The sequence below is a fragment of the Pseudomonas sp. AE27 genome, from assembly GCF_037113495.1.
Taxonomy (GTDB): Bacteria; Pseudomonadota; Gammaproteobacteria; order Pseudomonadales; family Pseudomonadaceae; genus Aquipseudomonas; species Aquipseudomonas palmensis.
The window spans coordinates 1,378,517-1,399,926 of record NZ_CP146966.1 but is presented as its reverse complement, the minus strand read 5'-3'; the positions used below and the strand labels follow the sequence as shown (position 1 = coordinate 1,399,926).

Annotated in this window: 18 protein-coding genes and 1 pseudogene; 8 read left to right on the top strand and 11 right to left on the bottom strand. The window is 63.0% G+C overall.

Annotated features, from left to right (window positions below):
- The first annotated feature begins 246 nt into the window (after positions 1-246).
- The 7 genes from V9K84_RS06530 (at position 247) to V9K84_RS06500 (ending at position 7,314) form a co-directional block, all read left to right on the top strand.
- Positions 247-1,788 (top strand): class I adenylate-forming enzyme family protein, encoded by a 1,542-nt coding sequence (locus tag V9K84_RS06530; RefSeq protein ID WP_088515408.1) that lies wholly within the window; start codon positions 247-249, stop codon positions 1,786-1,788.
- A gap of 16 nt (positions 1,789-1,804) precedes the next feature.
- Positions 1,805-2,839 carry a hypothetical protein gene (locus V9K84_RS06525; protein ID WP_088515409.1) on the top strand — a complete coding sequence of 345 codons (1,035 nt, stop codon included), beginning with the start codon at positions 1,805-1,807 and terminating at the stop codon, positions 2,837-2,839.
- Positions 2,832-4,013 carry an acyl-CoA dehydrogenase family protein gene (locus V9K84_RS06520; protein ID WP_088515410.1) on the top strand — a complete coding sequence of 394 codons (1,182 nt, stop codon included), beginning with the start codon at positions 2,832-2,834 and terminating at the stop codon, positions 4,011-4,013. Before V9K84_RS06525 ends, V9K84_RS06520 begins: the two co-directional genes overlap by 8 nt.
- 36 nt (positions 4,014-4,049) lie before the next feature.
- Complete coding sequence (locus tag V9K84_RS06515) at positions 4,050-4,436, top strand: ectoine synthase (RefSeq protein ID WP_043862984.1); 387 nt, start codon at positions 4,050-4,052, stop codon at positions 4,434-4,436.
- Between the two features lie 48 nt (positions 4,437-4,484).
- Positions 4,485-5,711 (top strand): MFS transporter, encoded by a 1,227-nt coding sequence (locus V9K84_RS06510; protein ID WP_338794323.1) that lies wholly within the window; start codon positions 4,485-4,487, stop codon positions 5,709-5,711.
- A gap of 111 nt (positions 5,712-5,822) precedes the next feature.
- Positions 5,823-6,455: a hypothetical protein gene (locus tag V9K84_RS06505; protein WP_088515412.1), complete on the top strand. Its 633-nt coding sequence runs from the start codon at positions 5,823-5,825 to the stop codon at positions 6,453-6,455.
- 550 nt (positions 6,456-7,005) lie between these two features.
- Entirely contained in the window at positions 7,006-7,314 is a 309-nt protein-coding gene (locus V9K84_RS06500) for a DUF3077 domain-containing protein (RefSeq protein ID WP_078480193.1), read from the top strand.
- A 126-nt stretch (positions 7,315-7,440) separates the two neighbouring features.
- Here the strand turns inward: V9K84_RS06500 and V9K84_RS06495 are convergent, their stop codons facing one another.
- A complete protein-coding gene (locus V9K84_RS06495; protein ID WP_088515413.1) occupies positions 7,441-8,409 on the bottom strand; it encodes an AraC family transcriptional regulator in 969 nt (322 codons plus the stop codon).
- 103 nt (positions 8,410-8,512) lie between these two features.
- On the opposite strand from V9K84_RS06495, the gene V9K84_RS06490 reads away from it, so the two are divergent.
- Complete coding sequence (locus V9K84_RS06490; protein WP_088515414.1) at positions 8,513-9,760, top strand: MFS transporter; 1,248 nt, start codon at positions 8,513-8,515, stop codon at positions 9,758-9,760.
- Positions 9,761-9,855: 95 nt separating this feature from the next.
- On the opposite strand, the gene V9K84_RS06485 is transcribed toward V9K84_RS06490, so the two are convergent.
- From V9K84_RS06485 to paaC, 10 genes and pseudogenes are all read right to left on the bottom strand, one after another.
- Complete coding sequence (locus V9K84_RS06485; protein ID WP_143516667.1) at positions 9,856-10,245, bottom strand: hypothetical protein; 390 nt, start codon at positions 10,243-10,245, stop codon at positions 9,856-9,858.
- 128 nt (positions 10,246-10,373) lie between these two features.
- Positions 10,374-11,240, bottom strand: coding sequence for a transporter (locus V9K84_RS06480; protein ID WP_043862995.1), 867 nt, complete (start codon positions 11,238-11,240; stop codon positions 10,374-10,376).
- A gap of 88 nt (positions 11,241-11,328) precedes the next feature.
- Positions 11,329-13,422, bottom strand: coding sequence for a PQQ-dependent dehydrogenase, methanol/ethanol family (locus tag V9K84_RS06475; RefSeq protein WP_078480197.1), 2,094 nt, complete (start codon positions 13,420-13,422; stop codon positions 11,329-11,331).
- Between the two features lie 243 nt (positions 13,423-13,665).
- Entirely contained in the window at positions 13,666-15,720 is a 2,055-nt protein-coding gene (paaZ, locus tag V9K84_RS06470; protein ID WP_088515416.1) for a phenylacetic acid degradation bifunctional protein PaaZ, read from the bottom strand.
- Positions 15,721-15,752: 32 nt separating this feature from the next.
- Positions 15,753-16,994 (bottom strand): OprD family porin, encoded by a 1,242-nt coding sequence (locus V9K84_RS06465; protein ID WP_088515417.1) that lies wholly within the window; start codon positions 16,992-16,994, stop codon positions 15,753-15,755.
- A gap of 31 nt (positions 16,995-17,025) precedes the next feature.
- A pseudogene (locus tag V9K84_RS06460) lies at positions 17,026-18,588 on the bottom strand (cation acetate symporter); the annotation flags it as partial.
- Complete coding sequence (locus V9K84_RS06455; protein WP_043863000.1) at positions 18,585-18,893, bottom strand: DUF485 domain-containing protein; 309 nt, start codon at positions 18,891-18,893, stop codon at positions 18,585-18,587. The pseudogene V9K84_RS06460 and the gene V9K84_RS06455, both read right to left, overlap by 4 nt.
- 118 nt (positions 18,894-19,011) lie before the next feature.
- Entirely contained in the window at positions 19,012-20,088 is a 1,077-nt protein-coding gene (gene paaE / locus V9K84_RS06450) for a 1,2-phenylacetyl-CoA epoxidase subunit PaaE (RefSeq protein ID WP_043863001.1), read from the bottom strand.
- Positions 20,089-20,119: 31 nt separating this feature from the next.
- The gene (gene paaD / locus V9K84_RS06445) at positions 20,120-20,653 is read right to left on the bottom strand and encodes a 1,2-phenylacetyl-CoA epoxidase subunit PaaD (RefSeq protein WP_054915435.1); all 534 of its coding nucleotides are present in this window, start codon (positions 20,651-20,653) and stop codon (positions 20,120-20,122) included.
- On the bottom strand, positions 20,640-21,404 hold the full coding sequence (gene paaC / locus V9K84_RS06440) for a 1,2-phenylacetyl-CoA epoxidase subunit PaaC (protein WP_088515418.1): 765 nt from the start codon (positions 21,402-21,404) through the stop codon (positions 20,640-20,642). Before paaC ends, paaD begins: the two co-directional genes overlap by 14 nt.
- Positions 21,405-21,410 lie beyond the last annotated feature (6 nt).

The following is a 21,410-nucleotide window of genomic DNA, read 5'->3' as shown; positions in this document are numbered from 1 at the left end:
AAACTTAAGTACGTCACCGGGCAGTGACAAAATAACTTCTGCCCAGTCGCACCGCGACTTGACAGGCCTGCCCGCCAGATGGAAGTATATTTTTCATCACGTAGCCGCCCGGCACTTTTAAATAACCACCACCCCATAATAAATATAGAACTGCCTCGTCATCCGGAAGAGCCAAGGCTGATGAAAGCCTTGCTGCATAACAAACCGAAGTAACTGCCAACGTTGAGTCTGAAAGGATGTTCAGCCATGCAGCTTCTCCATCACGTCATTGCAGATAATGCTACTAAATACCCTACCAAGTCGGCCATTGTGTTGGATGGCATCACAACGCCTTATCAAGTGCTGCAACAGCATGCAGATGACGTCGCCTCCTTGCTGCAGACGGTGGGCATTGCAACAGGCGACCGTGTGGGTCTGTACTCAGCCATTTCCGTCGAGCTGATCGCTGCTTATCTGGCCATCCTGCAAGTCGGGGCAATCACCGCTGCAACTCATCACACACTAAGTCGCGAGAAGCTGGTTCATCAGCTCAAGCATTCAGGCACGCGTGTGCTGATTACCGACTGTACCGAGGGTCTGCCGGAGCTGATTGAGGAAGTCGGACTGGAGCTGATTTTGCTCACCGGTCCGGTATTCGCGGCTGCGCCAAAGGTGATCCAACTGGCTGATGCCATCGCCTCGTACAGGGATCAGAATGCCCCGGCCGCTATGCCGCTAGTCATAGACTCCGAGCAACCCACCTCGATCTTCTATACCTCGGGTTCGAGCTTCAATCCCAAAGGGGTGCTGGTCAATCATCGGATCATGCTAGCGGCCTGCAGCCGGGTCACCGAGTACCTGCAGATCAAACCCGACGACCGCATCCTCAGCTATTCGACGCTGGGTTCCGACTATGGCGTCTACAACGTGATGATGCCGCTGTTCGCCGGCGCCACCAGCGTCATAGAAAGCCGCCCCGCCAGCACCGCCAACGATGTGCTCGCGGTTGTCGAGCGCGAGGCAGTCACGGCGATGCATGTCTTCCCCCCGGTATTTTCCCTGCTAGCCAATGCTGGCCCTGAATGGCAGGTTCGGGTCCCCAGCCTGCGCTACATTTCCAGCAGCGGACAGGCCTTGCACGTCCGCCAAATTCAGCTGGTACGCAATGTACTGCCCAGGGTGAAGCTCTTTTCCAGCTACGGGCTCACAGAGTGCAAGCGCGTCAGCTACCTGCCCCCCGAGCAAATCGACGAGCGCCCAACTTCAGTGGGCAAACCCCTGCCTGGCATCAGCATTTGCCTTGTGGACGAACAGGGTCGAGCCATCGACCAGCCCGGCCAAATCGGTGAGCTGCTGGTAACCAGCGACTACCTGATGCTCGAGTACTGGAACATGCCCGAGGCCAATGCCAAGGCCTTCATACACGATGCCTTCGGTCATTCTCGGATGTTCCGCACTGGCGATCTGTTCAAGCAGGACGCTCAGGGTTACCTCTACTACGTGGCCCGCAAGGACGATGTGTTCGCACGCAACATCTGGATGGTCAACCCGCTGGAAATCGAGCAGTGCCTGGCCGCGCACCCAGCGGTGGCCGAGGTGCTGGTTGTGCCTGTCGCCGACGAATCGGCCGGCCACGTGCCAAGGGCCTGCATCGTGCTTGCAGCGGGCCATGACCAGACCAGCGAACAAGCTCTGCTCGATCACTGCAAAGCCCGGCTGGACTGGCACATGGTGCCCACCCACTTCGTATTCCTCGAAGCTTTGCCGAGAACCGACTCAGGCAAGTTCACCACCCAAGGACTGATCTGATGGCAGGAATGACAAAATGACCACTTGTACCCAGCCTCTACTGGACGACGCCATTCTGGACCAGGACCTGCAACAAAGCGCCATGCTCAAATTGGCCGGCCACTTCCATAGCCTGGCAACAGGCGCCAGCCAAGTGCCCTTGCAATCCCTGCACAGCCATCTGAAGTCGAAGATCGAAGACCCACGAGTCCTTGACTACCATGACCGCTTGATAGAGGGTGCGGGGCCACTCTTCTCTCATTTCCTCGCCAGTGTTCCATACATTCTCGAAGAGCTGTCCAGGGTTGGCGTAGCCCTGACCCGCCTGGCCCAGGCCCGCACCACAGAAGCCGGCCAGACCTTCAGCCTGTTCGAAGTAGATGCCTTTGATGGCAGCAACGGCCGTGCTCTGGCCGGCCATTCGCAAGGCCTGATCCGCAGCTTCACCTCATCTCCCAATCGGGCGAACCAGATCACCTTCGACAGGCACGCAGACCCGGCATTGTCGCGGTTCTATCCGCAGTCTTTCTTCAAGGTGTGCCCGCCCCTCTTGCAAAGCCCCGAATACGAGAGCTTCAACCTGGGTTTTGAGTTCATTTATGAAATGGCCGCGTTCCAGTTTTATAGCCGCGACCGCAATCGGCAAATCAGCCATATCAAGCAATTTCTCAAACCTGGGGGGTTGGCATTTTTTCTTGAGAAGCTCAACCACCCCGACCCTATGGAATACCTGCGTCGGGAGCGCATCAAGGACGAGGTGTTCAAAGCTCGCTACTTCAGCGAAGAAGAAATTCGCTGGAAACGCCAACAGATGCTCCATCAGATGCAAAACGGCCAGGTCACCCTGGAAGAGTTAGTCAGCACCCTCTCGACCCATTTCAATCACGTTCACCTCCTCTGGAGCAGCAGTAACTTCTGCGAATTCGTCGCCTCTGACGACCCGGAGAAAATCGAACACTTCCTCAGTCTGCTGGGCCCGGTGGTGCAACCCGCAGACTTCAGCTTTGAAAGCACGCGCCTGGGCGCCATTTCGTCCTCGCCGAGCGATGATGGGGGCTCGGGTAATGTTTGATTTCGCTGAACAGATGCCTCACCAGGCGGCCCTGCCCGCACTCTGTCAACGAGCCCGACAACACCTGCCAGGCTGGCGGGAACGAGCGAGCGTGGCAGAAAAAAACCGCCGCTTGAACAGCGCTACGTTCACCGAGCTGTTTGCTGGCGGTTGGCTGGACCTGCTGTCACCCCGCGCCCCGGCCACCAGCAGCGGGCACTGGCCAACACTGGTGGAGAGCGCGCGCATCGCAGCCATGGGCTGTGCCTCCACGGGCTGGATGCTGGCCCTGGTGGGCGGCCACAGCTGCATCGCTCGGCGCCTGCCTCCATCCTGCCAAGCCCGGCTATACGCCGAAGGCCCTCGACAGCTGTTCGCCTCAGCTTCCAACAGCGCAGACAGCCAGTTGTCATTCGAGGCCGAGGGCGTTCGGGTTAGCGGGCGCTGGCGCTTCAGCTCGGGCATCGAGAACGCCACGTGGTTGATACTCAATGCCCCCTGCCCGAACCACCCGGATGCCGAGCGGGCCCTGCGTGTCCTACTGCTGGTCGCTGCGCACAAGGTCCAGAAGCTGGACAGCTGGGATAGCTACGGCATGGCGGCAACCGGTTCGCACGATGTGCTGGCCCACCAGTTGCTGGTGCCCCACGAACAGGCCTTCCCCTTGAACGAAGTATTTGGCCAGCGCCCGCTCGCACCCGGCGCCGACTATATCGACGGGCTTCCGCTAGCACCCTACCTCACTACCTCCATCATCGGCCCGCTATTGGGTTGTGCCGAGGGCGCGCATGCCGAATATTTGGCGACCCTGGCCGGATCGCCTCTGTCCAGCGATCCACGCTACGCCGAAAAGGTGTCCCACTCCTCGGCGCAGCTCTACAGCGCCAGGCTGCTGTATGACTCGCTGATTTCCCGGTTGCATGACGCCGGTGTTCGTAGCCACGCCCTGGACGCAGCGCAACTGTTGCTACTCAAACGCGACCGCGCCTATCTGGCACGACAATGCGTGCAGGTGGTGCAGCGCCTGGTCGAGCGGCTGGGCGCCTCGTCGCTGGTGACTGGCAATCCGCTTCAGCGTCACTGGCGCGATATTCAGGCCATGGCCGCGCACCGCGACCTGGTCTGGAGCGACGCGATGCTGGCCTGCGGCAAAAACATCCTGCTTCCCGTCAGTACAAATACAGAACCGGCCTGACCCCTTCTTAATCCCTGCATTGCCAGAGAGGCCTATATGTTCGTTCGCAACAAATCCGACGTCGAGAAAACCCCGTACTTTGTCGAATGGGGCGCCGGCACAAGCCATCGCCTGCTCACCGAGCGGGACGCCATGGGTTTTACCCTGTGCCACACCTTGGTCCGTGCTGGCACTGAATCACTGCTGCAGTATCGCAATCATCTGGAGGCGTGTTACTGCATCGCAGGGGAAGGCGAAGTCGAAGACATGCAGGGTAATGTCTATCCGATTCGACCCGGTGACGTGTATGTGCTCGACCAGCATGATCGCCATTACCTGCGCGGGGGCAAGCAACAGGATCTGATTCTGGTGAGCGTTTTCAACCCGCCCTTGCGCGGTGACGAGCGACATAACCTCAACGACAACTCGGGCTCTGCCTATTGATGTAGCGGCATGCCGTCACGCCACGCCGCCAAGCGGCAGGAGGTTGTTGTGCGTAAGGACTACCTGGCTTTTTTCACCTCACTGTTCTTCTCTCGACTGGCAGACCAGATCCTTCTGTTCATCGTGCCGCTGGTGGTGTTTCAGGTCACCGACAGTGCGTCCTGGGCCGGGCTCGCTTTTTTCGTTGAATCACTGCCACGCTTTCTGGCGTTCCCTGTGTGCGGGGCCCTGTGCGACAAGTTCTGCCCCATCAGGATCCTGCACATCAGTCAGATCTACCGAGCGCTTCTGTGCGTGCTGGCGGTGGTGTTCTACGCCCTTTTCGGCGGCATTGCCTGGCTGGTGGTGCTGTCGGCGCTGTGTGGGGTACTGACCACGCAGGGCATCATGGCCAGAGAGGTGCTGATGCCGCATATCTTCCAGCACTACAGCTACGCCAAGACCCTGTCCTACTCGCAGATAGCCGACCAGACCGGGCTGGTGCTCGGGCCGCTGGTGGCAGCGCTGTTACTGGAAGTCTGGGCCTGGCATTGGGTGGTGCTTGGGGTGGCCGTGCTGTTCTTGCTGGCCGACATCGGCATGCTGGTGTGGCAACGTCTAAGCCGCATCACGCTGGGAGTGTTCGAGCAGCATCAGGATATATGGCTGCAGCCACTGCGCATCGCCTTCGGGCATATCCGCGCATTGGCGGAGCTGAAAAAGATCATCGTGCTAGCGGTTGGGGTCAACCTGATCGTCGGGGTCACCTTGGCCACCTCGGCGGCCATGGTGCTCGGCGAGTACAGCGCCGGCAAGGATGACTACGCAGGGCTGCAGGCAGTTGGCGCAGTGACCACCATCGTGATTCTGTTTTTTCTCGCCCGGGTGGTGTTGCCTTTACGTGTAATGGGGGGCGTGGCCTATTCGATGATCGTCGCAGGCGCGTTCATCAGCGCCTGGAGCCCAGATCTGATCGGTTATGTGGTGGGGTTTCTGCTGATCGTCGGCTTCGACAAGATGTTCAACGTTTACATGCGCAGTATCCGTCAGCGGGTCATCGCGCCTCAGGACTTTGGCAAGACGGTGGGGGTGATCACCTTGCTCAACAATCTGTCGCAGCCCCTGGCCGGCTTGCTGGTGGCATTGTTGGCTGCCCCTTTGGGCACGCAAGGGGTGATTCTGATGCTGGCTGTGTCGGCTACGTTGCTGGGTGCGGGGGCTCTGTGGTGGTTTGGAAAGGCACCGGGCCAGCTCGACGCATCGGCACTGGAGGCAGGCCAAGATCCCGGCCAGTGAGTGAGGGGGCGCATTGACTGAGGTTGATTTTGCTATTAGTTAAATTTACAACTCTATCGTGCACTGGCTAGAATCAAGTAAACTTTAAAAAACCATGCCCTGGGCGAGCTCATGAAAAGTATCAACATTGCATATATCCTGTTCGGCTCCGTGCTTTCTTTAAAAGTGATGGCGAGCGGGCTAGACGTCGAGCACACACTAATTGAGCATCGCTGGTACACTTTTGAAGACGTGATAGAAAAGAGAAAAATATACAACAGGGTGGATATTTCGCGAGGGTACATCGAATACTATTTCGAGGGTGATGAATATAAACCCAAGCAGCCAGAAGAGAAATTGACGCCCCGTCAAAAATTCTATTCCAACCATGGCAGCGTTGGAACCTACGCGGCTGCTGATTATGAGACCGCGCTAGACAAGGAGTGCATAGATGTTGTCTCCGGTTCTTTAGGATCATTTATAGGCGACTATGAAAATTCCAAAAGACCTGACAGACAAAAATACAAGCGCACCGTTGTTGGCATAAAATCCTTAATGTACAAAGGCCCTGAGTATAACTTCAAGAGCCCTTCATCCTGGTCGCCTGCAGTGTTGCCCAAGAACAACAAAAGTCTTCTTTGTGAAATTTATGAAGTCAAGAGCAAAGAAAGTGATGTGAAATACATTGTTTATGCTGCTTCAGTGGCAACCGCTATGTTTGACGAAATTCATACGGCCCCATTGCCAGGTAAAAAGGTCGAGTAATTAAAGGTCTTCGCACTCATGCTGCGGCGCCCACTGCTGCGGCATTGGCCGATTGCGGCCCTTCGTGAATGGCTGCTGTGGGTTGTTAGCGGTCTTTCACCAAAGACCGCATACGGCCAGAATCTCTAGCTGCCGCAACAGACTGCAACGTATTGGTCAGCCTCAAGCGCAGGCCACTCTGCGCGCCTCAAACCTTTGAATTCAAAAGCAAGCCAGATCGTCAAAATGAATGCATCAGCTCTCAGACGGTAACGCCTCGTCCTTCCCTCAGCCAGAAACTTGAATCCCCACCCCAACCCCGTTAACCTTGCTCAGTCGCTGTAAATCCAGCGTCCAGGTTTGGTCACCTGAGATAAATCAAGGCGCACAAAGCGCCGCATCCGAATCAGTGGCGCTTTTTTGTGTCTGCTGTTTCGTGTTATGGCGGCTGTGCGTGGGGCGCATTCGTGCGCGCCGGGTTCCTTGATTCCCGGTTGACCAACCTGCGTACAGCCGCCCCCCATCGTTTGGTCACGATGCTGGTCGGCTCCACCAATCAAGGAGCTGCACAATGACAAAAATCGTCCCTGATCCCCCACTCCCCAACACCCCGCGCAAACCCGCCTACACCTCCTTCGGCTGTTGCCACGGCGATCACCCTCCCCTGTTTTCCGTGCGCGAAGACATCAAGCTCGAAGATGCGCTGGTCTACCTGTCGATCATGATCCAGTGTGCAAGGGACACCACCGCACAAGCCTGCGAACGCGCCGATGAGCAGTTCAAAAGCCTGCTGATGGCCTCGCAACATTCGCTGGAATTGAGCAACGCATTGATCGAGTCGGTGCTTGATGGCATGGAGGCCAAAGCGGTCAGTAACTGATGACGCAACACTCGGGCCGCACACGCGGCCTATCGAAAGCAAAGAGGTGCGAGCGACCGCGTTCGGCCTTGTCTCAAATAGTGCCAAGGCCGCCCAAGATGGCCCACCCGCTCATCCCACTCAGCTTCAGATGGCCGCCGACTGCCTCAACCTGCGACTCAACCCAGGCGTGTTACCCGTAACACGCTTGAACGCCCGACTGAACGCCGCCTGAGACGTATAGCCCAAACGCTGCGCGACCTCTTCAATCGGCAACCTTTCCAGCGTCAGCCACTGGCTGGCAAGCCGCATTCGCACTTCGGTGACGTAGCGCAGCGGGGTCATGCCAATCGTCAATTGAAAACGCTCCGCAAAGACCGAGCGGGACGTATTGCATTGCTCCGCCAACTGCTCGACGGTCCAGTCGCGGCCCGGCTGTTGATGCAGCGCCAGCAGTGCACCAGCCAGGCGCGGATCGCGCAGGGCGGCAACCAGGCCAGAGGCGTTACCGCAGGCGCACTCGACCCAACCTCGAACGACCATGGCGGCGACCACGTCGGCCAACCGCGCGAGGATGCCGGCGAAGCCGATGCGTGCGGCGCTGACCTCGCGCTCCATGGTGGTGAGAATCGGCACCAGCCCGGGGTAACGCTGGCCGCCGGCATCAATCAGCATCAGGCCCGGCATCAGCTTGCCAAGGCCATGCAGGCTGCCCAATTCGAACTCCATGCAGCCACTGAACAAAAGCGTGGTCGGCATGGCACCGACATCGGTTCCGGTGTCCACCGCGCTGACGGCGTCGCCCAGCGGCTCGCCGTCCAGAAGGTCGATTTGCTGCACGGGCACGTGTGTATCCGAGAGCAATTGATGGGCCGCGCCATGGGAGATGAAGACGGCGTTACCGGCGCACAGCGCATAGGTTGTGTCGTCTTCCATGCGCAGCACCGCGTTGCCGACCGCCAGGAAGTGGAACCAGGCATGCCCGGGTTTGGCAGCGAAGCCCAAGCCGAAGGCCGGGCCCGCCTGGATACGCCGGTAGTCGACACCGCGCAGGCGCATGCCGCGCAACAGCTCGTTGATGAGATCGGAAGAGAAGGCAGATGGGTCCGTCGGCATGATTCAGGTGTTCTGGTCAAAAAATCGAGTTTTTCGATCATAGATCATCCGGATTCTCGCGCCTAGACTGCGTGTCGCAATTGAAGATTGGGAGATCCGTGCAATGACTGACCTTGTTTGCAATGCCGTACCCGACAGCCGTCCCGGCGCCGGGCCGGATGCAGAACCTGCAACCCCCGCGTGGATGACCGTGTTCTCGCTGGCCATGGGCGTGTTCGGCTTGCTGACCGCGGAGTACCTTCCGGCCAGCCTGTTGACGCCAATGGCGACCGAGTTGGGGGTATCCGAAGCGCTGGCTGGCCAGGCGGTAACGGTGACAGCCGTGGTGGCGCTGTTCGCCGGCCTGTTGGTGCCAGGCCTGACTCGCAGCATCGATCGCCGCTGGGTGTTGCTGGGTTTTTCCACGTTGATGATCGCGTCCAATCTGTTGGTCGCCGTTTCCTCCAGTTTCGCGGTGCTGTTGCTGATGCGTATCTTGCTGGGCATCGCGCTTGGCGGGTTCTGGAGCATGGCGGCGGCGGTGGCGATGCGTCTGGTGCCGGGGGCGTTGTTGCCGCGAGCGCTCTCGATCATTTTCAGTGGCATCGCCATCGGGACGGTGGTTGCGGTTCCGCTGGGTAGTTATCTGGGTGGGCTATATGGCTGGCGCAGCGCGTTCTTTGCAGCGGCGGCGGTGGGGGTGGTGACCCTGGCGTTCCAGTCAATCACGCTGCCGAGCCTTGCGCCGCGCCGCCCGGCACGCCTGCGCACGGTGCTTGAAGTATTGCTGCGCCCAGGCATTGCCATGGGGATGTTCGGTTGTGTGCTGGTGCACAGCGGCCACTTCGCGATGTTCACGTATGTTCGGCCATTCCTCGAAGGCACGACCGGCATTGGCCCGCAGGGGCTGTCGCTGATGCTGCTGGGTTTTGGTGTGGCGAACTTTGCCGGCACCCTGGTGGCCGGGTGGATGCTTGCTCGTTACCCGCTGGCCACCCTGGTGTCGATGCCCGCGCTGGTGGGCGTTGCGGCACTGGCGCTGGTCCTGTTGCCGGCGTCGGTGCCAGGGCAGGCCGTACTGCTGGCGGTGTGGGGCCTGGCCTTTGGCGGTGTGCCGGTGGCGTGGTCGAACTGGGTCGCCAACGCGGTCCCTGACCAGGCGGAAAGCGCCGGGGGCATGGTGGTAGCGTCGGTACAGTCGGCCATCGCCACAGGCGCAGCCGCGGGTGGGGCAATGTTCAGCCTCGGTGGCAGCGCAGGCGTATTCGTGGCGGCGGCCGTGCTGATGCTGCTGGCCGCGTTGCTGATTGCACTGCGGGTGCGAGTTCCTTCGGTAGAGGCCGCTGTGCTGACCCGGTCGGCACGCCACTGATGATTCAGCTCTGCGGCGCCGATCCGCGATCGCGCATTGCGCGCCGCCCTCCCCTCGGTCGATACACGCCAGGCGACGCGGCAGCGAAGAGCCGGTCAGCGGCCCTGGGGGCTATCTGCGAGCCAGTAATAGTCTGGCCAGTAAGGCCAGACATGGCGGTCGCGATGCACATGCTTGAGCGACAGGGGCTGGCCCGGGTGAAAGTGATCAGCCGGGTACTGACCTGACAACAGCACGGTGCGCGTTGTTGCGATCAGCGACTGGCAATAGTCACGCGCGGCTTTGTCGGCCCCCTGCACCTGACTGTGCGCAATTGAAAAGCCGAAGGCCGTCATCGGATGCCCGTCATTTTTCAGCCGGGTGAAGACAGGGGTCGGCTGCCGATACTCGGCAACGGGAACGATCTTGCCACCCAGTTGGCAGGCGAACTCCTGGGCCAACAGCGGTGGGCAGACAAGCAGCAGCAGGCACAGTTTGAGCTTCATGTTCACGTCACAGTTCAAGTGTCCGGCCCGGCGCGTGGCGACTGACAGGCCCAAGCCACGCAGTCTAAGCCCGGCCATGGCGTGTGACCACACCGGGTGCCCCTCACCCGGTGTGCGTCAGGCTCGCCTCAGTAGATATACGCCAACCTGAACTGCAGCGAATGGTCGGTCATCGGCCCCGAGCGCACGTCCACATCCCGCCAGTACTGCCCCATTACCTGCCACTGCTTGCCCAGCATGGTGGTCGCCGACAGCCCGACCGTGCCGTTGTTGTGGCTGGTTTCCAGGGTCTGCCCGTCCAGCGTCTCGCGCGAGCCCCAGTTGTGCCGGTACGACAGCGCCACCGAGGTGGCCGGGGTGAAGTTGTAGCGCAGGTGGTTGTGCAACTGGATCAGCGGGTCACGGTGCGCACCGGTGTCGCGCTGCTCCTGGTAGAACTCGGTCTCGGCGATCACGTCCCACGTCCAGCGCTCGTTGAAGCCGTGCACATAGCCCACCTGGAAGTCCGCCGCCCAGCGGTTGCCGCTCAGGGCAAAGCCCTGGTTCTTGTCGGCGCCGGTGGGCGCGGTGACAAACAGCGACCAGCCCAGGTGGCGGTTGCGCTCCATGTCGGCCAGGCTCCACACCGTGGCGCCGAAGGTGATGTCGCCCAGGCCGCTGTTCTTCTGGCCGGTGGCGCCGATTTCCTGATGGCCGTAGGGGATGATGATCTGCGGGTCCCAGATCAGGCCGGTGTTGAAGAACTCGGTGAAGTGCACCAGACGCAGCACGCCCACGGTCAGGTCCAGGTCGAGGTTGTCGGCGGCGCGCTTGCCGCCCATGTACGAGCGGTCGATGCGCGGGTTCTGCTGGTACAGCAAGGCCAGGTCGGTGCCCGGTGGCAGCGCGGCATAGTCGCCGGAGTCGGGGCGTACATCGGCCAGCGCGGGGCTGGCGCACAGGGCAAGGAACAGCGAGCACGGCAATGCGCCGCCTTTGTGCAAAAGCGCTTTCATGGAAGTCACCTGTCTACCGGTTAATTGTTATTGGAACGGGTTGAGGCTGCCCCGCTCGCACGCCTGGCGAGCGGGGTCGAGGGGTGGCTTACTGCGCCGCAGTGGCGTCGGCGGCGGCGCGCAGGTCAAGGCTGCGCTTGATGATGTATTGCTGGATCAGTTGCATCTGCGGCATGTCCAGCACCCCGGCAAAGCTCGGCATGCCCTTGCTCATGAACGCACCGCTGACGATGCCGACGAAGGCCTGGTGCTTGTCCGGGCTCAGGTAGCGCAGGTCGGGGATCACCCCGCCGCTGGCGGCGTTGAGGCCGTGGCAGGCACCGCACATGCCGTTGAACAGGGTGCGGCCCTGGGCGATTTCATCCGCCGAGGCGGTCAGCGCGGGCACCTGCGGCGGCAGCACCGGGGCCTTGCGCGGCGGCGGCAGTTCGCCCTTGGCGCCGAGCTTGAACACCAGCACGCGGGATTCGGGTTGCACCTTGCCCTTGTCGGTCAGGCCGCCTGCGATCAGCGGCATGATGCCGCCCCAGCCGGCCATGAACGCCACGTACTGCTCGCCCTTGACCTCATAGGTGACCGGCCCGCCGAGCACGCCGGAGTTGGCGCGGTGCTCCCACAGCTGCTTGCCCTTGTCGGCGCTGAAGGCCATGACGCGGCCGTCCGAGGTGCCCTGGAACACCAGGTTGCCGGCGGTGCTGAGGGTGCCGCCGTTGCCGGACTCGACATAGTCGTGGGTCCAGGCGGCCTGCTGTTTGACCGGGTCCCAGGCAATCAGGTGGCCGCGCCAGGCGCTACGGATCTGGTTGAACACTTTTGGGTCTTCCGGCAGGTCGGGCACGTCCAGGCCGAAGTTCACCACCGACTTGGTCGGCAGGAACAGCGGCTTGTCGGCGGCCTTGAGTTCGGCCACGGTGTCCTGGGCCGGGATGTACACATAGCCGGTGTTGGGGTTGTACGACATCGGGTGCCAGCTGTGGCCGCCGAGGAAGCTTGGCTGTATCACCTTCGGCGCCTTGGCGTAGTCGGCCTGGTCAGTGAGGATGGGGCGCCCGGTCTTGGGGTCCAGGCCGCTGGCCCAGTTCACCTGCACGAAGTTGTTGCCCGAGATGAATTCGCCGTTGGTGCGGTCGATCACGTAGAAGAACCCGTTCTTGGGTGCCTGCATCAGCACCTTGCGGGTCTTGCCGTCGATCTGGATGTCGGCCAGCACGATCTGCTGGGTGGCGGTGAAGTCCCAGCGATCGCCGGGCGTCACCTGGAAGTGCCACACGTACTCGCCGGTTTCCGGGCGCAGCGCGACGATCGACGACAGGTACAGGTTGTCGCCCTCGCCCTGGCTGCGGAACTGGTAGTTCCACGGCGAGCCGTTGCCGGTGCCCACGTACAGCAGGTCCAGCTCGGGGTCGTAGGACATCGAGTCCCATACGGTGCCGCCACCGCCCCACTTGACCCAGCCATTGCCCTTCCAGGTTTTCATGGCCTTGGCCATGGCCTCGTTTTCCGGTGGCAGCGCCGGGTCGCCGGGCACGGTGAAGAAGCGCCAGGCCTGCTTGCCGGTCTCGGCATCGTAGGCGGTGATATAGCCGCGCACGCCGAACTCGGCGCCGCCGTTGCCGATCAGCACCTTGCCTTTGACGATGCGCGGGGCGCCGGTGATGGTGTAGCTCTTGTTGGGGTCCAGAACGGTGTCGACGCTCCACACCTCCTTGCCGGTGGCCGCATCGAGGGCGATCAGGCGCCCATCGAAGCTGCCCACGTAGACCTTGCCCTGCCACACGGCCACACCGCGGTTGACCACGTCGCAGCAGCCCTGGCTGAGTTTTTCCATGGGGATCTTGGGGTCGTACTTCCACAGCGGCTTGCCGCTGGCGGCGTCGAAGGCATACACGATGCTGAAGGCACCGGTGGTGTACATCACGCCGTCGACCACGATGGGGGTGGCTTCGGTACCGCGATCGATGTCGAGCTTCTGCGTCCAGGCCAGGCCAAGCCCGGCGACGTTCTGGTCGTTGATGCGGGTCAGCGGGCTGAAGCGTTGTTCGTCGTAGGTACGCCCGTGGGCGAGCCAGTTGGCGGCGTCCTGGTTGGCGTTGAGCAGTCGGTTGGCGTCGATGTTGCCGGGCGTGCCGGCGTGGGCGAGCGTTGACACGTAGAGCACGGCAAGCGGCATCAAGCGTTTCATTTTTTATTGTTATCCCGTTCTGGGTGGATCAATGAGTGGCGTGGCAGGCCATGACGGGATTAGAGCAAAGTCGGAGGGGGTAAAGCGCTTGCGTGTGTGCCAGGTATTTTTGTGTGCGTGCCATATTGGTTTGCAGGCTCGGCCCCTTGGTCTGTAGGAGCCGGCCTTGCCGGCGAAGAGTCATGGCACGCTGGCCAGTCATGCCCCTTCGCCGGCAAGGCCGGCTCCTACAGGCGAACAAGGTCAGGCCGGGCGCTTGAGCACTAGCGTCAGGATGTCGTAGCTGGCCACCAGCTCACCCAGCTGGTTGGTCACTTCCACATCCCACGCCACCACCCCTTGCGGCTGGCCCAGCGGGCTGGATTTGCCCTGATCGATCTTGCGCTTGCAGGTCAGGCGCGCCTGGATGGTGTCGCCAATGCCCACCGGGCTGATGAAACGCAGGGTGTCCAGGCCATAGTTGGCCAGCACCGGCCCCTCGCCCGGCGACACGAACAGCCCCGCCGCCGCCGACAGCACGAAGTAGCCATGCGCAATGCGCTTGCCGAACTGCGATTGCCTGGCCGCAATGTCGTCGAAGTGCATGTAGAAATGATCCCCCGACAGGCAGCCGAAGTTCACCAGGTCCGCCTCGGTCACGGTACGCCGATGGGTCAGCAGCGACTCGCCGATGCGCAGCTCTTCGAAGTGACGACGGAACGGGTGCACCTCGCTCTCGTACACCTGGGCACCGCGCACATACTCGCCGGTCACCGCCATCAGCATGCTCGGCGAACCCTGCACTGCCGCACGCTGCAGGTAGTGCTTGACCGCCCGCAGCCCGCCCAGCTCTTCGCCGCCACCGGCACGCCCAGGGCCGCCGTGCTTGAGCTGCGGCAAGGGCGAACCGTGCCCGGTGGACTCCGCCGCCGCCTCGCTGTCGAGGATCAGCAACCGACCGTGCCAGGCCGCGGCCACCGGAATGGCCTTGGCTGCCACCTCGCGGTCGGCGGTCACCAGGCTGGCCACCAGGCTGCCCTTGCCGCGCGCGGCCAGCGCCAGCGCTTCGTCCAGGTCGCCGTAGGCCATCAGCGTGCTCACCGGGCCGAAGGCCTCGATGTCGTGGGCACCGCCGTCGGCGTGCGGGTCGCGTGCCTGCAGCAGGGTCGGCGCAAAGAACGCCCCTTCGCTCACGCCCTCGCCCCGAGGCTCGAAACCATCGCTGGCACCGAACAGCTGGTCGCAGCTCTGCAGCAGGCTGCGCACCCGCTCGCCCACATCGCGCTGCTGGTCATGGGAAGCCAGCGCGCCCATGCGCACGCCCTCCACCGACGGGTCGCCCACCACCACCTTGCTCAGGCGCTCGCGCAGGCGCGTGGCCACGGCGTCCAGGTGCTTGGCCGGCACGATGGCGCGGCGGATGGCGGTGCACTTCTGCCCCGCCTTGGTGGTCATCTCGCGCACCACTTCCTTGATGTACAGGTCGAACTCGGCATCGTCCGGCTTCACGTCCGGGCCCAGGATCGCGCAGTTGAGCGAGTCGGCCTCGGCGGTGAACGGCACCGAGTGGCGGATCAGGTTCGGGGTCACCCGCAGCTTGGCCGCGGTGTCGGCAGAACCGGTGAAGGTCACCACGTCCTGGCCTTGCAGGCGGTCGAGCAGGTCGCCGGTACTGCCCACCACCAGTTGCAGGCTGCCGGCCGGCAGCAGGCCGGACTCATCCATCAGGCGCACCACCGCCTCGGTCAGGTAGCTGGTGGAGGTGGCCGGCTTGACGATGCACGGCATGCCGGCCAGAAAGGTCGGCGCGAACTTTTCGAGCATGCCCCAGATCGGGAAGTTGAACGCGTTGATGTGCACCGCAAGCCCGGCACGCGGCACCAGGATGTGGCTGCCGGCGAAGGTGCCCTGCTTGCCCAGCGGGATGGCCGGGCCTTCGTGCAGCAGGTTGCCCGAGGGCAGTTCGCGGCTGCCGATGCCGGCATAGGCGAACAGCGTGGCGTTGCCGCCCTCGATGTCGATCCAGCTGTCGGCGCGGGTCGCACCACTGTGATGGGACAGTGCGTAGAGCTGTTCCTTGCGCTCGGCCAGGTACAGCGCCAAGGCCTTGAGCCGCGCGGCACGCTGCTGGAAGTCCATCGCCATCAGGCTGCGCAGGCCGTCACGGCGCGCATGCTCGATGGCTTCGGCAAAGTCGGGCCGCTCTTCATGGCTGTACGCCAATACGTGCCCGTCCAGGGCGCTGCGCAGCGGCTGCGCGCCATGCTGGCCGAGCCAGCGGCCGGCGATGAAGCTTTGCAAGGTTGGGGCAACAGACATGAGGTGTCCTCCGGTTCTTTTAAGGGGCGCGCTTACCACAGCGCCAGGGTGTAGCCGATGATCAGGCGGTTCTCGTCCAGGCTGTTGGTCAAGCCGTTGCCTGAGCGGAAGGTGACGTTGCGCCAGCGCAGGCTGACGTTCTTCAACGGGCCGCTCTGCACCACGTAGGTGATGTCGGTGTCGCGTTCGCGCTCGCGGCCGTTGTCCACGGTCGCGGTCCTGGCATGACGCCCGTCGGTGTAGCGGGTCATGAAACTCAGGCCCGGAATGCCCAGGGCGACGAAGTCGTAGTCGTAGCGCAGTTGCCAGGAGTCGAGCCCGGCGCGGGTGTAGGTGTTGTAGGTCACCAGGTTGACGGTGTACGGGTCGCCGCCGTTGAGGAACGGGAAGGCGCTGTCGCCCGACATCTGCTGGAAGGTGGCACTGACCTTGTGCGCGCCACTGGCCAGGGTGAACATGCCGTTGAAGTTGCGGTTGTCGATGCGCCCTGCCCGCTCGGCGCCGTCGCCACGGCTGTCGAAATAGCGCAGGTCGCTGCGCAGGCTCAGGCCCTCGCCCAGTGGCTGGGTGTGCACCAGGCCGACGAACTGCTGACGGTAGATCTGGTCGAGCTTGGCGTAGTAGTAGGTCAGGTTCAGTTGCGGGGTGAAGGCATAGGTGCCGCCACCAAAATCGAAGCGGTCGCTGCTGGCCGCGCCGTAGCCGATGTCGTCGCGGCTGGAGGAATCGCGCAGGTTGGCCTTGGTCAGCCGCCCGGCGTTGAACGTCAGGCCGTCGATCTCCTGGCTGGTCAGCAGGCCGCCCTGAAAGCTGGCGGCCAGCAGGCGGGTGTCGTTGTACACCACCACCGGTAGGATCGGCTGCAAGGTACCCAGGCGCAGCACGCTCTTTGAGGCGCGCAGCTTGGCGGTCAGGCCCAGCTCGCTGTAGTCGTCGGCTGGTTCCAGGCTGTCTGGCCCGAACGGCAGCAGCCCGGTGCCGCGCCGATCACGGCTGGAGTCGAGCTTGATGCCCAGTTGCCCCATGGCGTCGACGCCTACCCCGATCGGGCCATCGGTGAAGCCGGACTCGAACTTCACGGTAAAACCCTGGGCCCACTCCTCGGCCTTGGATTGCGGCGCGTTGCTCTGGCGAAAATCGCGGTTGATGTAGTGGTTGCGCAACTCGACCCTGGCATGGCTGTCGTCGATGAAGTCGGCCAGGGCCGGCGCGGCGACCAGGGGCAAGGCGAAGCCGGCCAGCAGCGAAGCTGGCATGAAGCGAATGTGGTTCATTATTTTTATACCCGACAATCGTTTTGGTTTATTAGTGTTTGCTTGCGCCTGCGGCACCGATGCCGGTCATCGAGCGGATGAACTGCGCCAGGTAGCGGCCGCGTTCCTGCGCTGCCCGCTCCGAGGTGTCGGTGACCGAGAACACCCAGGCGCCCAGGAACGCCAGGCTCATGGAGAACAGCGCCGGGTTGCTGTAGGGGAACAGCGCCGTTTCGTTGTGCAGCACGTTGACCCACACCGCCGGGCTGAGCACCAGCAGCACGATGGCCGAGACCAGCCCGCTCATGCTGCCGATCACCGCGCCACGGGTGGTCAGGCCCTTCCAGTACATCGAGAGGAACAGCACCGGGAAATTCACCGAGGCGGCAATCGCCAGCACCAGCCCGGACAGGAACGCGATGTTCTGCGACTCGAACATCAGGCCCAGGATGATCGCCAGCACGCCGATGGCCAGGGTGGCGATGCGCGACACGCGCATCTCTTGCTTCTCGGTGGCCTGGCCCTTGCGGATCACGCAGGCGTACAGGTCGTGGGACACCGCCGAGGCGCCGGACAACGCCAGCCCGGCCACCACCGCCAGGATGGTGGCGAAGGCCACGGCCGAGATGAAGCCCAGGAACAGGTTGCCGCCCACGGCCTGGGCCAGGTGCACGGCGATCATGTTGCCGCCGCCGATGATCGCGCCGTTGACGTCGCGGTAGCTTGCGTCGGTGCCGACCATCACGATGGCGCCGAAGCCCACCATGATCAGCAGCAGGTAGAAGTAGCCGATGAAGCCGGTGGCGTAGAACACGCTCTTGCGCGCCTGCTTGGCGTCACTCACGGTGAAGAAGCGCATCAGGATATGCGGCAGCCCGGCGGTGCCGAACATCATGCCCAGGCCCAGGGAAATCGCATCGATGGGGTTGGACAGCAGCCCGCCCGGGGCCATGATCGCGGTGCCCTTGGCGTGCACCTCGGTGGCGGCGCTGAACATCGCCTCGGTGCTGAAACCAAAGTGCTTGAGCACCATGAACGCCATGAAGCTGGTGCCCGAGAGCAGCAGCACGGCCTTGATGATCTGTACCCAGGTGGTGGCGAGCATGCCGCCGAAGGTCACGTAGAACACCATCAGCACGCCCACCAGCATCACCGCATACAGGTAGCTGATGCCGAACAGCAGCTCGATCAGCTTGCCGGCGCCGACCATCTGCGCCACCAGGTACATCAGTGCCACGGTCAGGGTGCCCAGGGCCGAGGTCAGGCGTACCGGGGTCTGGTCCAGGCGGTACGACACCACGTCGGCGAAGGTGTACTTGCCCAGGTTGCGCAGGCGCTCGGCAATCAGGAACAGGATGATCGGCCAGCCGGCCAGCACGCCCAGGGCGTACAGCAGGCCGTCGTAGCCGTTGAGGAACATCATCGCGGAAATGCCCAGGAACGAGGCGGCGCTGATCATGTCGCCGGCGATGGCCAGGCCGTTCTGAAAGCCGGTGAGGCCGCCGCCTGCGGTGTAGAAGTCACTGGCCGAACGGGTGCGCTGTGCGGCCCAGCGGGTGATGCCCAGGGTGAACACTACGAACAGCAGGAACATGCTGATGGCTGTCCAGTTCATTTCGCGCACTCCTGGCGGACCTTGTCGTTGAGCGGGTCGAGCACGTTGTTGGCGCGGTACACGTAGATCCCGGTGAGGCCGAAGGACACCAGCACCACCAGCACGCCGACCAGCATGCCGACGGTGGTCACGCCGCCGCTGAGCGATTGCCCCAGGGTGCTGGGGGAGAACGCCACCAGCAGCACGAAGCCGTAGTAGATGACCAGCATGGCCAGGGTCAGCGACCAGTTCAGGCGCTGCTTGCGCCGTACCAGTTGCTTGAAGTCGGGGTGCTTGCAGATGCTGTCGATGTCTTCGGGGGTCATTGGGGCGCTCTCTTGGTGTTGTTGTTTTAGTTTTCAGGGCACACAGGTGTTGCGGTGTTCAGGCGGGCCTCATCGCCGTGTAGGAGCCGGCCTTGCCGGCGATGGGACCGACGCGGTATCAGACCTGATCGAAGTCCAGCACCACCCTGTCGCTGACCGGGTACGTCTGGCACGACAGCACATACCCCGCCGCCACTTCGTAGTCCTCCAGGGCGTGGTTGCTGTCCATCTCCACCTCCCCTTCGATGACCTTGCACTTGCAGGTCGAGCACACCCCGGCCTTGCACGAGTACGGCAGTTCGGCGCCGATGGCATTGCCGGCATCCAGCACGCTGACGGTGTTGCGCGGCAGGTCGAAGGCCAGCGCCCGACCGTCGCTGATCACGGTGATCTGGCTGACGGCGGCGTCCAGCTGGCGCGCCGCCTCGCGGGCTTCACGCTTGCGTTCGTCGCCCGCCGCTGCAAACAGCTCGAAATGGATCTTCTCCCCCGCCATGCCATTGGCCTTGAGGCTGTCGCGCACGGTCTCGGTCATCGCCTGCGGGCCGCAGATGAAGGCGGCGTCCAGCGCCCTGGGGTCGAGCCAGCGCGAGAACAGCTGACCGCACTTGTCGGCGTCGATGCGCCCGTTGTACAGGTCCACGTCCTGCTGCTCGCGGCTGAACACGAAGATCAGGTTCAGGCGTTGCAGGTAGCGGTTCTTCAGGTCTTCGAGCTTGTCGCGAAACAGCGCGCCGGAGCTTGAGCGGTTGCCGTAGAGCAAGGTGAAGCGGCTGTCGGGTTCGCGCTCCAGGGTGGTCTTGATGATCGACAGGATCGGCGTGATGCCGCTGCCCGCCGCCACCGCCAGGTAGTTGCCACGACGGGTCGGGTCCAGTGGCACATGGAAGCTGCCCGAAGGCGGCATCACTTCGAGGCTGTGGCCGACCTTGAGCACCTCGTTGGCAAACGCCGAGAAGCGCCCGCCGGCCACGCGCTTGATCGCCACGCGCAGCTCGCCGTCTTCCACGCCGCTGCAGATCGAGTACGAACGGCGCACTTCCTCGTCGTCCAGTTGCGTGCGCATCACCAGGTACTGGCCCTGGGTGAAACGGAAATCGTCCTGCAGGTGCGCCGGCACCTCGAAGGCAATCGACACCGCATCGCGGGTCTCGGCGCGCACATCCTTGATGGTCAGGCTGTGAAATTGACTCATGCTGTTCTCCCGCTGCACGGCGCCAGCGCGCTCAGATGCATTTGAAATAGTCGAAAGGTTCCAGGCACTCGCGGCACCGGTAAAGGGCCTTGCAGGCCGTGGAGCCGAACTGGCTGAGCAGCTCGGTGTGGCTGCTGGCGCACACCGGGCACAGCACCTGCGGGCTTTCGCCCAGCAGGCTGCGCTTGCTGGCACTGCCCACGGGCGGCGCGATGCCATAGGCACGCAGGCGCTCGCGCCCCTGCTCGGTGATCCAGTCGGTGCTCCAGGCCGGCGTCAGGCGCCGCTCCAGGCACGGCGCGGCGAACCCGGCCTGCTCCAGCGCCTGGCGGATATCGCCCTCGATCACCTCGGTGGCCGGGCAGCCCGAATAGGTCGGCGTGACCACAAGGTGCAGGTGGCCGGCCTGCCAGTGCAGGTCGCGCACTATCCCGAGGTCGACCACGCTGACCACCGGCACTTCCGGGTCCATCACCTGCTCCAGCACCGTCCAGGCGTGGCTCAGGTCATCGGCCCGCAGTGCCCGCGCACCGTGGTCGCTGGCGATCAGCTCACCAGGTTGCATCGGGGTAGGCCCGTGGCAAAAACTGCATTTCGGCCAGCAGGATGCCCAGGTGCTCGGTGTGCATGCCGGTACGCCCGCTGAGGTAGAAGTGGCTGGCCGCAGGCGGCAGCGGCAGTTCGACCGAGGCGAAGGTGGCCTCGACCTGGTGCAGCCATGCCGCGCCGACCTGCGCCGGGTCGGCGCCGATGCCCGCTGCGGCCAGGCGGGTTTCAGCCTCGCTGCCGCTGGCCAGCTCCACGGTGAAGCGCCACACCTGCGTGATGGCCGCGAGCATGCGCCGGCGACTTTCGTCGGTGCCGCCACCCAGGCGCTGCACCCATTCACTGGAGCGACGCAGGTGGTAGGTGACCTCCTTGAGCGCCTTGGCGGCGATGCCGGCGATGCGCAGGTCGGTGGAGTCGCACAGGCCCTTGAGCACCTGCAGGTGCCAGGCGTCGAACAGGAACTGCTTGGCCATGGTCACGGCGAAATCGCCGTTGGGCTGCTCCACCAGCAGCAGGTTGCGGTAGGCACGTTCGTCGCGGCGAAACGCCAGGTCGTCGGCATCGCGGCCGTCGGCCAGCAGCTCGGCGGCGTAGTCCAGCCAGTTGCGCGCCTGGCCCACCAGGTCCAGGCCGACGTTCATCAGCGCCAGTTCTTCCTCGATGGCCGGCGCCTTGCCGCACCATTCGCACAGGCGCTGGCCCTGGATCAGGGCGCTGTCGCCCAGCAGCAGCAGGTAATGGATCAGATCGTCTTGGGTGCTGTTCATGGTCGA